Here is a 12,060-nt window from a genome sequence, read left to right as displayed (position 1 = left end):
GGTAACCAAGGTGCAAACTTCTCTGTTGGTGCAAATATAGGCATGATTTTTATGATGGCTGCAGAACAGGAATATGATGAACTTAATGGTGCTATCAAATATTTCCAAGACACCATGATGCGTATGCGTTATTCATCTATCCCAACAATTTCTGCTCCTCATGGCATGTCTTTGGGCGGTGCTTGCGAATTATCAATGCACGCTGATAAAGTGGTTGCTGCAGCAGAAACTTATATGGGACTTGTTGAGTTTGGAGTTGGTGTCATTCCTGGAGGAGCGGGTTCAAAAGAAATGGCTTTAAGAGCTTCCGATACCTTTAGAAAAGGTGATGTGCAATTAAACACACTCCAAGAATATTTCTTAACTATCGGTATGGCAAAAGTATCAACTTCTGCTTATGAAGCTTTCGACTTGGGCGTGCTTCAAAAAGGAAAAGATATTGTGGTTGTAAATAAAGATCGTCAAATAGCTGTTGCTAAACAACACGCTAAATTAATGGCAGATATAGGTTACACGCAACCCGTTAGAAGAACTGATGTGAAAGTACTTGGAAAACAAGCCTTAGGTATGTTTTTAGTAGGAACTGATGCCATGGAAGACAGTAATTATATTAGTGAGCATGATAAGAAAATTGCCAACAAACTAGCTTACGTTATGGCTGGTGGTGATTTATCTGAACCAACATTGGTTAGCGAACAATACTTATTAGACTTAGAGCGTGAAGCTTTCCTTTCACTTTGTACAGAGCGTAAAACTTTAGAACGTATTCAACACATGTTAACCAAAGGTAAACCTTTAAGAAACTAAGAAAATGAAAACAGCATATATAGTAAAAGCATATAGAACTGCAGTTGGTAAAGCTCCAAAAGGCGTGTTCCGTTTTAAAAGAACAGATGAATTGGCTGCAGAAACCATCAAATATATGATGAAGGAGTTGCCAAATTTAGACAAGAAGCGTATTGACGACGTTATAGTTGGAAACGCCATGCCAGAAGGCGCACAAGGATTAAATATGGCTCGATTTATTTCATTAATTGGGTTAGATAGTGTTGATGTTCCAGGTGTAACCGTGAATCGCTTTTGTGCATCAGGAATAGAAACTATCGGAATTGCAACAGCAAAAATTCAAGCTGGAATGGCAGATTGCATTATTGCTGGTGGAGCAGAAAGCATGAGCTCAGTACCAATGACAGGTTTTAAACCTGAATTAAACTACAATACTGTAAAAGCAGGTCATGAAGATTATTATTGGGGCATGGGAAACACTGCTGAAGCGGTTGCAAAACAGTTTAATGTATCTCGCGAAGACCAAGATGAATTTGCTTTTAATTCACACATGAAAGCTTTAAAAGCTCAAGCTGAAAATCGTTTCCAAGATCAAATCGTACCAATCGAAGTAGAACAAACTTACATTGATGTTAACGGAAAGAAAGCAACTAAATCTTATACAGTAACCAAAGATGAAGGTCCGCGAGCAGGAACTAGCAAAGAAGCTTTAGCAAAACTAAGAGCTGTATTTGCTGCTGGAGGAAGTGTAACAGCTGGTAACTCATCACAAATGAGTGATGGTGCTGCTTTTGTTATGATTATGAGTGAAGAAATGGTAAAAGAATTAAATCTTGAACCAATAGCGCGTTTAGTAAGCTACGCAGCTGCTGGTGTTGAACCTCGTATTATGGGAATTGGACCTGTAAAAGCGATTCCGAAAGCATTAAAACAAGCTGGTTTAAAACAAAATGATTTATCGTTAATTGAATTGAATGAAGCCTTTGCCTCTCAATCTTTAGCTGTAATCAGAGAATTAAACTTAAATCCAGATATCATTAATGTAAATGGTGGAGCAATTGCATTAGGGCATCCATTAGGTTGTACGGGAGCAAAACTCTCAGTACAATTATTTGATGAAATGCGTAAGCAAAATATGCAAGGTAAATATGGAGCAGTAACCATGTGTGTTGGTACAGGCCAGGGTGCTTGTGGGATTTTTGAATTTCTGAATTAAAAAACATATTCTGTCCGGTCGAAAAAACAAATTAAAAATAAAGAACATTCTAGATTATAAAATTAATGGAAACTAAAGACAAAGAATTATTAAGAGGCGGTCAATTCTTAGTTAAAGAAACAAACTGCGAAGACGTATTTACTCCTGAAGATTTTTCGGAAGAACAAATAATGATGAAGGATGCGGTTATGGAATTTAATGACCGTGAAATCATTCCACACAAAGCTAGATTTGAAGCTAAAGATTATGCGCTAACCGAAGAAGTTATGCGTAAAGCTGGTGAAATGGGCTTTTTAGGTGTTGCTGTTCCTGAAGCTTATGATGGTTTAGGAATGAGCTTTGTCTCTACATGTTTAACTTGCGATTATATTTCATCTGGCACAGGTTCTTTTAGTACCGCTTTTGGTGCGCATACAGGAATTGGTACAATGCCAATTACTTTATACGGAACAGAAGAACAAAAACAAAAATATGTACCAAAATTAGCAACAGGTGAATGGTTTGGTGCTTATTGTTTAACTGAACCAGGGGCTGGATCTGATGCAAATTCAGGAAAAACAACTGCTGAACTTTCTGCAGATGGTAAATCTTATAAAATCAACGGACAAAAAATGTGGATTTCAAATGCAGGTTTCTGTAGTTTGATGATTGTTTTTGCGCGTATAGAAGACGATAAAAATATTACTGGATTTATTGTTGAGTATGATGGTAAAAATCCTAATGGAATTACTTTAGGTGAAGAAGAACACAAATTAGGTATTCGTGCTAGTTCAACGCGTCAAGTCTTCTTTAATGATACGGTTGTTCCTGCTGAAAATATGCTAGCAGGTCGTGGCGAAGGCTTTAAAATTGCCATGAACGCACTTAACGTTGGGCGTATTAAATTAGCCGCAGCTTGTTTAGACTCGCAACGTCGTATCTTAACCTACGCCGTTAATTATGCTAACGAACGTAAACAATTTAAAACTCCAATTTCTGAATTTGGAGCCATTAAAGTAAAATTAGCTGAAATGGCAACAAGTGCATACGCAGGCGAATCTGCAACCTATAGAGCTGCAAAAAACATAGAAGATAGAATTGCATTACGAGAAGCTGCAGGAAACACCCACCAAGAAGCAGAGTTAAAAGGCGTTGAAGAATATGCTATAGAATGTTCTATTCTTAAAGTAGCAGTTTCTGAAGATGTGCAAAATTGTGCCGATGAAGGTATTCAAATTTTTGGAGGCATGGGATTCTCTGAAGAAACACCTATGGAATCGGCTTGGAGAGATGCTCGTATTGCTCGTATTTACGAAGGAACTAACGAAATTAACAGAATGCTATCTGTTGGAATGTTGGTAAAAAAAGCCATGAAAGGTCATGTTGATTTATTAGGGCCAGCTCAAGCAGTTCAAGAAGAATTAATGGGAATTCCTTCGTTCGAAACACCAGACTATTCTGAGTTGTTTTCTGAAGAAAAAGAAATGATTAAGAAGTTGAAAAAAACGTTCTTAATGGTTGCTGGAGGAGCCGTTCAAAAATACGGCCCACAATTAGAAGATCACCAACAATTACTAATTGCAGCAGCAGATATATTAATAGAAATCTATATGGCAGAATCTGCAATCTTAAGAACTGAGAAAAATGCAAAACGTTTTGGCAAAGAAGCCCAATCTGCTCAAATAGCCATGGCAAAACTATACCTATATCATGCTGTAGATATTGTTGAAGAAAAAGGAAAAGAAAGTATTATCTCTTTTGCAGAAGGTGATGAGCAACGTATGCTGTTAATGGGGCTTAAACGCTTTACAAAGTACACCAACTATCCAGATATAGTCGATTTACGAAATGAAATAGCCGAAAAAGTAAAAGCAGAAAACAAATACTGCTTTTAATAAACATATATTTTTGTGACTAACTCAAATGCGAAAAACGCTTCAGAATTAATTTTCTGAGGCGTTTTTTATTTTATTAGTTATCTTTAAAGCATCACTTTTTTACTAAAGCTTGAAAACATGTCTCAATTATATATACCACAAACGTCTTAACACTATAAACCCTTTTTAAAAATTTAAGACTATGAAAGTATTTATTGTTATCGTATTAATGACTATTGTTTCATTTTTAAGCTTATCATGTAAAGCACAAGAAACAAAAACACTTGAACCAAAATTAGACAATATAGCTTGGATTTCTGGCAATTGGAAAGGTGAAGCTTTTGGTGGCAAAACCGAAGAAAACTGGAGCGAACCTTCTGGAGGTTCAATGATGGCGGCTTTCAAATTAATTAATAAAGGAAAAGTTATTTTTTATGAAATTGAAATTATAAGAGAAGTTGAAAACACACTGATTCTTCAACTAAAACATTTTAATTACGATTTAAAAGGGTGGGAAACCAAAGACGAAACAGTAGATTTTCCTCTAAAACAAATCACATCAAATAAAGTTATCTTTGAAGGCATGACTTTTGAAAAAATTAGTGATAGTGAAATGAATATTTATGTTGATACGCGTCAAAAAGATGGTTCTATCGAAACTGTAAAATTTAATTATACTAAAGATTAAAATGAAAACTCTAATCTCTTTCGGCTTTTGCCTTCTAACTTTTATTTCTTATTCTCAAACCAATCAAAAAATCTACGATATCATTGAGTCTGTTTCTGCAGAACGCATTCATAAAGACATTCAAACTTTAGTAGATTTTGGCACAAGAAATACCTTTAGCGATACTATTTCTAAAACAAGAGGTATTGGAGCGGCAAGACGTTGGATAAAATCTGAATTCGAATCCATATCAAAAGATTGTAACAATTGTTTAGATGTTTTTTACCAAAAAGATTTTGTTACAAAAGAAGGCAATCGCAGAGTGCCCCATGACGCCTGGGTAGTTAACGTTGTTGCTATTCAAAAAGGCACAAAATACCCTAATCGCTATATTATTATGAGTGGTGATATTGATTCTCGTGCAAGTGACACCATGGATTTTACTACCGATGCACCTGGAGCAAACGATAATGCTTCTGGTATGGCAGGAACTATTGAAGCTGCTAGAGTACTATCAAAATACAAATTTGAGAGCAGTATTATTTATGTTGGTTTATCAGGCGAAGAACAAGGGCTTTTTGGTGGTGCAGGATTAGCAAAATATGCTGAAGAAAAAGGTTGGAATATTATTGGTGTTCTAAATAACGATATGATTGGAAATATAAAAGGTGTAGATGGTGTAATTGACAATCGAACCTTTAGGATTTTCTCTGAACCTGTACCTCAAACCGAAACAGAACAAGAAAGAAAACGAAGACGTTTTTATGGCGGAGAAGTTGATGGGGTTTCTCGTCAGTTAGCACGATATATTCATAAAACTGTAAAAACGTATATGCCAGAAATGAACCCGATGATGGTTTACAGATTAGATCGTTTTGGTCGTGGTGGACACCACAGACCTTTTAATGATTTAGGTTTTGCAGGTATTAGAATTATGGAAGCACACGAAAACTACACGCAACAACACCAAGATATACGCGAAGAAAACGGTATAAAATATGGCGATGTTATTGAGCATGTTAATTTTAATTACGCAAAAAAACTAACTGCTGTAAATGCTATAAATATGGCGAGTTTAGCTTCTGCGCCTCCACAACCTAAAAATATCGCTATTGGTGGTATTGTGCAACCATCGGTTAAATTTAAATGGGATAAAGTTGATAACGCTATCGGTTATAAAATTTATTGGAGAGATACCACCTCGCCTACTTGGGATAACAGCAGGTATGTTGGTGATGTTTCAGAATTTACTTTAGAGGGTATTGTTATTGATAATTATTTTTTTGGCATCTCATCTGTTGGAAAAAACGGATTTGAAAGCGTAGTTACTTTTCCAAATAAAATATTTAGAGATTAATTAACACATACTTAAACATCTTTTTAATTAATTTTAAGCAAAAATTTAAACCAATGAATTACAGTTTCCGTTTGCTTATAATCTTTTTAATAGTTCCGTTTGTTTCAATTGAAGCTCAAGAATTGCTTTCAAAAAAAAACAATTTCACAAGGCAAGACACCTTACGTGGCAGTATAACTCCAGAGCGTGCTTGGTGGGATTTAACTTATTATCATTTAGATATAAAAGTAAATCCTGAAGAAAAATCAATTAAAGGAAAAAACACCATTCAATATAAAGTTTTAGATAATCATACAGTAATTCAGGTAGATTTACAAACACCTTTAAAACTCACAAAAGCAATTCAAAATGGTAAAGAATTAGAAATAAAACATGACGGAAATGCTCATTTTATTACACTAATCGACAAACAAAATATTGGTGATATTAATAGTATAACGGTTTATTACGAGGGTATTCCTAAAGAAGCTATTCGCGCGCCTTGGGATGGTGGCGTTTCTTGGAAAAAGGACAACAACCACAATCATTTTATAGCAACATCGTGTCAAGGCCTAGGTGCAAGTGTTTGGTGGCCTAATAAAGACCACATGTACGATGAAGTAGATAGTATGCTAATTAGTGTTAATGTGCCTAAAAATTTAATGAATGTCTCTAATGGTAGATTACGACTTGTTGAACAAATTGGTGATACAAAAACATTCCATTGGTTTGTAAAAAATCCTATAAACAATTATGGTGTAAATATGAATATTGGTGATTATGTTAATTTTTCTGAAGTATACGATGGTATGGCAGGAAACTTAAATATGGATTATTATGTATTACGCGATAATCTTGAAAAAGCCAAAGAACATTTTAAAGATGCACCCAAAATGATGAAAGCTTTTGAGCATTGGTTCGGACAATACCCCTTTTATGCTGATAGTTTTAAATTAGTTGAAGTGCCTTATTTAGGTATGGAACATCAAAGCTCTGTAACTTATGGAAATCAATATAAAAAAGGATATTTAGGTAACGATTTATCTGGAACAGGTTGGGGTTTAAAATTCGATTTTATTATTATACATGAAGCAGGACACGAATGGTTTGCCAATAATATTACCAATAAAGATATTGCTGATATGTGGATTCATGAAAGCTTTACAGCCTATTCTGAAAATTTGTTTTTAGATTATTATTACGGAAAAGAAGCCTCGGCAGACTATGTTATTGGTACTCGAAAAAATATAGCAAATGATAAACCCATTATTGGGAAATATTACGATGTAAATAAAAAAGGCTCAGGTACAGACATGTATTATAAAGGTGCAAACATGCTACACACCCTAAGACAACTTATTGAAGATGATGAAAAATGGCGACAAATTTTGCGTGGTTTAAATACCACTTTTTACCATCAAACAGTAACAACAAAACAGGTTGAAGATTATATAAGCGAACAAACAGGAATCGATTTAACCGAATTTTTTAATCAGTATTTAAGAACTACTAAAATTCCAACTTTAGAATATTCTCATAATAAAAAGGCTTTAAAATATAGATGGACAAACATTGTAGATGGATTTGATATGCCAATTCAAGTAAAAATTGGAAATAACGAACAGTGGATTTATCCGAAAGCTGAATGGCAAACATTAGAAACTCCTTCTAGTAAGATGCCTATTATTATTGATAGAGATTTTTATGTAGAAGTAAAAGAACTTTAGTCGTATGGAGATTCCCGAACTTTATTTTAAAACTGATACTGAATGGCGTGAATGGTTACACATAAATCATAGTACTATAAAAGGTGTTTATTTAATCTTTTATAAAGTTGAAAACGAAGAAGCTTCTATGCGATGGGAAGATGCTGTAAAAGTCGCACTATGTTATGGTTGGATAGATTCTACAGTAAAAAGTTTAGGCAATGGAAAACGCAGACAATACTTTACTCCTAGAAACGCTAAAAGTGTTTGGAGTGCTTTAAACAAAAAATATATTAAAGAATTAACTGCTAAAAAAATAATGCATAAAAGTGGTTTACTAACTATTGAAATAGCAAAAGCTAACGGTTCTTGGACTGCTTTAGATGAAGTTGAAAAAGGTATAATCCCTAAGGATTTACAAATTGAATTTGATAATAATAGCGAAGCCTTTAAAAACTATAAAAACTTTGCTCCTTCTTACAGAAAAAGCTATTTATATTGGCTAAATCAAGCAAAACGAGAAGCCACAAGAGAAAAACGTATTACAGAAATTATTAAACTTTGTAACGCAAATATTAAAGATAGAAATAATTGGTAATTGATCTCTTAACACCCTTTTAAGAATAGTTATAATCTAATTTCCCTATTTTCGACGGTTTAAAATTTTTATTTGAAGACAAAAACGAAATCACTAGCAAAACAATCAAGAATCTATAGAAAACTGCATCGTTTTATTGCCGTACCTTTTGTTGTATTTATGTTTTTACTAGGAGTTACGGGTCTGCTTCTTACATGGAAAGATCAATTACAATTTAAGCCTAAAACACAAACCGTAGTTTCAAACAACAAACTTTTAATTTCCTTAGATAAAATTACAGAAAATGCTATTAATTACATTGAAGCTTTAAACTTAAACCCTAAGATTAACAGGGTTGATTACAGACCCAATAAAGGCATTGCTAAGGTAAGATTTGAAAATCATTTTACCGAGTTACAAATAGATTGTTATACAGGTCAAATAATTTCTGAAAAGCAAAGAACAACAGATATTATTGAGATGATTCATGATGGGTCTATTTTAGATTATCTATTTAAAAATCAGTCTACACCAATAAAACTTTTTTACTCTACAGTAACTTCATTAGCACTAATGCTCCTTTCTTTTAGTGGTTTTTGGTTATGGCTAAAACCTCGCCAAATTAAAAAAATAAAGAGCTAATATTAGATTACAAAATATATAACTCCTTTTCCTTAACTTTAAAACTTCATTTAACTAACTGAACTTTATAATGAAAAAACTCATATCCTTAGCGATGCTATTCTGCATTACGATCCTTTCTGCCCAAGATTTTTCAATGGATTTATTAAAAAATATGCATCCAAGAAACATAGGTCCTGGTGGCATGTCTGGTCGTGTTACTGCAATTGATGTAGTTCATAAAAACCCAGACATTATGTATGTAGGTACCGCATCTGGAGGGCTTTGGAAATCAACTTCTGGAGGCATAACTTGGAATCCTATTTTTGACAAAGAAGTAACGGCTTCTATTGGTGCTGTTGCCATTCAACAATCAAACCCTAGTGTTATTTGGGTTGGTACTGGCGAAGGTAATCCAAGAAACAGTTTAAATGGTGGTTATGGTATTTACAAATCTTTAGATGGCGGGAAATCATGGAAATCAATGGGTTTAGAAAACACACGTCATATTCATCGTGTTATTATCGACCCAACAAATCCTAATGTTGTTTATGTAGGCGCAATAGGTTCACCTTGGGGAGAACATCCAGAACGCGGTGTTTTTAAAACTATTGATGGAGGTCAAAATTGGAACAAAATTCTTTTTGCAAACAACAAAACTGGTGCTGCAGATTTAGTGATGGATCCAACGAATCCTAATAAATTAATTGCAGCCCTATGGGAACATAAACGCGATCCCTGGTTTTTTAATTCTGGTGGTGAAGGTTCAGGTTTACACATGACACATGACGGTGGAAAAACATGGAAAAAAATCACAGATGAAGATGGTTTACCAAAAGGCAATTTAGGACGTATTGGTGTTGCCATAGCAGCAAACAAACCAAACATTGTTTATGCGTTAGTTGAAGCTAAAAAAAATGCGCTTTATAAAAGTGAAGACGGTGGTTTTAAATGGAAAAAAATAAACGATAAAGACGATATTGGTAATCGTCCTTTTTATTATTCTGAAATTTATGTAGATCCACAAAATGAAAATCGGGTGTATTCCATTTACACTTACGTTAATGTTTCAGAAGACGGCGGGAAAAATTTCACACAACTTATGCCTGCATACAATGCTAATAACGGTGTACACCCAGATCATCATGCGTGGTGGATTCATCCTAATAACGGAAATTTTATGATTGATGGAAACGATGGTGGACTTAACATTACAAAAGATGGTGGTAAATCGTGGCGTTTTATTGGTAATCTGCCAGTTGCTCAATTTTATCATATAAATGTAGATAACGACATTCCATACAATGTTTATGGCGGCATGCAAGATAATGGATCATGGAAAGGACCAGCTTATGTATGGAGAGCCCAAGGTATCCGGAACTCTTATTGGCAAGAAATTAGTTTTGGCGATGGCTTTGACGTTGTGCCAGATAAACAAAACTCTCGTTTTGGCTGGAGTATGAGTCAACAAGGCTATGTAAGTCGATATGATTCTGAAACTGGTAACAATTACTCAGTAAGACCAACACACCCTGATGCTGATATAAAGCTTCGTTTTAATTGGAATGCGGCAATAAATATTGATCCGTTTGATAGTAATACCTTATATTTTGGAAGTCAATTTGCACATAAATCGACTGATAAAGGATTAACATGGAAACTTATTTCGGATGATTTAACAACCAACGACCCTGAGAAACTAAAGCAAAGTGAAAGTGGTGGATTGACTATGGATGCTACTGGAGCAGAAAACCATTGTACTATTTTGGTTATCGAACCGTCGGCTGTAGAAAAAGATATGCTTTGGATTGGTACAGATGATGGGCGTGTGCACATCACTCAAAATGGTGGACAAACATACACTGATGTCACTAAAAACATTAAAGGCTTACCAGCAGGAAGTTGGATTGCTCAAATAAAAGCATCAAACAAAAATAAAGGTGAAGCACTTTTAATCGCTAATGATTATAGACGTTTTAATTATACGCCTTACGCCTACCGTACTAAAAATTATGGTAAAACCTGGATACGTATTGTTGATGCCAACGATGTAAAGAGTTACGCGCTATCAATTGTTGAAGATATTGAAGAACCAAACCTTATGTTTTTAGGAACCGATGATGGTTTATACATATCGCTTAATGCAGGTGAAAAATGGATTAAATGGAATGAAGGTTTTCCAACAGTTTCTGTAAAAGACTTAGTAATTCATCCTCGCGAACACGATTTAATAATCGGTACTTTTGGTCGTGCTGCTTGGGTTTTAGATGATATTCGCCCATTAAGAGCTATAGCAAAAAACGAACAGATTTTAAATAATAAATTAGAACTCTTTTCGCCGCCAATAGCTTATCAAGCAGCTTATCAGCAACCTACAGGGAGCAGATTTGGTGGTGATGCATTATATCAAGGCGAAAATAGAAATAGAGGCGCTCAAATTTCTTATTATATAACCGTTAATAAAAAAGAAGCGTCAAATAATGATGAAAAGAAAGATGATGATTCAACTAATGATGAAAAAGATGAAACTAAAGTAAAGTGGGATTCTTTAACCATGAAAATTTATGATAATGACCGTTTAATAAGAACTTTAAAACGTAAAGCACCTAAAGAAAGTGGCGTTCATAAATGGTCTTGGAGTATGAATGAAAAAGGTCCAGATAGAACATCTAGAACCATTAGAAAAAATAATAGAGAAAGCGGTGGCGTACAAGTAAAACCAGGTACTTATAAAATTGTTATGCATTTTGGAGATGTAACTTCTGAGGCATTTATTACTGTAAAAAGTGATCCTCGCTTAGATAAAACTAAAAGTGCAATTGACGAAGTTTATAAAACTTCAAAAGATATTGAAACCATGTCTCAGCTTATGGCAGATGCTGTTAAACAATTAGTAGAAAGTAAAGAAGTTTCAAAAAAATATCAATCCGATTTGAAAAAATTAGATAAAGACAAGTATAAAGATGAAAAAAACGCTTCAAAAGAAATCATTAAAAAAATAGATGATTTAATTGCTTTATATTTGGGAAAAGAAGATAAAAGACAAGGTATTACCCGTAACCCTGAAGTAACTATTAGCCAGCGTATTCATTTAGCAAATAGTTATGTTAGCTCTAGACAAACTGGATTAACTTCAACTGAAAAAACCTTAATTGAGCACGCCAAAAACGCACTGAAAGATGGCTTAGAAAAAACCAATGCTTTCTTTAACCAAGATTGGAAGGCTTATAAAGAATCAATGGAGTCTTTAAAATTATCACCATTTAAAACCACTAAATCATTTAAATTAAATTAG

Annotated in this window: 9 protein-coding genes; all 9 read left to right on the top strand. The window is 34.2% G+C overall.

Annotated features, from left to right (window positions below; all coding sequences use genetic code 11):
- Positions 1-807: enoyl-CoA hydratase/isomerase family protein (locus AADI82_RS02690; protein WP_341214929.1), on the top strand; the 807-nt coding region annotated here is incomplete at its 5' end.
- Positions 808-811: 4 nt separating this feature from the next.
- The gene (locus tag AADI82_RS02685) at positions 812-2,002 is read left to right on the top strand and encodes an acetyl-CoA C-acyltransferase (protein ID WP_341214928.1); all 1,191 of its coding nucleotides are present in this window, start codon (positions 812-814) and stop codon (positions 2,000-2,002) included.
- A gap of 65 nt (positions 2,003-2,067) precedes the next feature.
- Positions 2,068-3,876, top strand: coding sequence for an acyl-CoA dehydrogenase family protein (locus AADI82_RS02680; protein ID WP_341214927.1), 1,809 nt, complete (start codon positions 2,068-2,070; stop codon positions 3,874-3,876).
- 184 nt (positions 3,877-4,060) lie between these two features.
- Positions 4,061-4,546 carry a DUF6265 family protein gene (locus tag AADI82_RS02675; RefSeq protein ID WP_341214926.1) on the top strand — a complete coding sequence of 162 codons (486 nt, stop codon included), beginning with the start codon at positions 4,061-4,063 and terminating at the stop codon, positions 4,544-4,546.
- Position 4,547: 1 nt separating this feature from the next.
- Positions 4,548-5,882, top strand: coding sequence for a M28 family peptidase (locus AADI82_RS02670; protein WP_341214925.1), 1,335 nt, complete (start codon positions 4,548-4,550; stop codon positions 5,880-5,882).
- Positions 5,883-5,935: 53 nt separating this feature from the next.
- Complete coding sequence (locus AADI82_RS02665) at positions 5,936-7,588, top strand: M1 family metallopeptidase (protein WP_341214924.1); 1,653 nt, start codon at positions 5,936-5,938, stop codon at positions 7,586-7,588.
- Between the two features lie 4 nt (positions 7,589-7,592).
- Positions 7,593-8,165 (top strand): YdeI/OmpD-associated family protein, encoded by a 573-nt coding sequence (locus tag AADI82_RS02660; protein ID WP_341214923.1) that lies wholly within the window; start codon positions 7,593-7,595, stop codon positions 8,163-8,165.
- A 72-nt stretch (positions 8,166-8,237) separates the two neighbouring features.
- The gene (locus tag AADI82_RS02655) at positions 8,238-8,786 is read left to right on the top strand and encodes a PepSY domain-containing protein (protein WP_341214922.1); all 549 of its coding nucleotides are present in this window, start codon (positions 8,238-8,240) and stop codon (positions 8,784-8,786) included.
- A gap of 70 nt (positions 8,787-8,856) precedes the next feature.
- Positions 8,857-12,060, top strand: coding sequence for a hypothetical protein (locus AADI82_RS02650; RefSeq protein ID WP_341214921.1), 3,204 nt, complete (start codon positions 8,857-8,859; stop codon positions 12,058-12,060).

It is taken from the genome of uncultured Wocania sp. (assembly GCF_964021735.1).
Lineage (GTDB): Bacteria > Bacteroidota > Bacteroidia > Flavobacteriales > Flavobacteriaceae > Wocania_A.
Note: the sequence above shows the minus strand (reverse complement) of the source record. Positions and strands in the feature narration are given on the sequence as shown.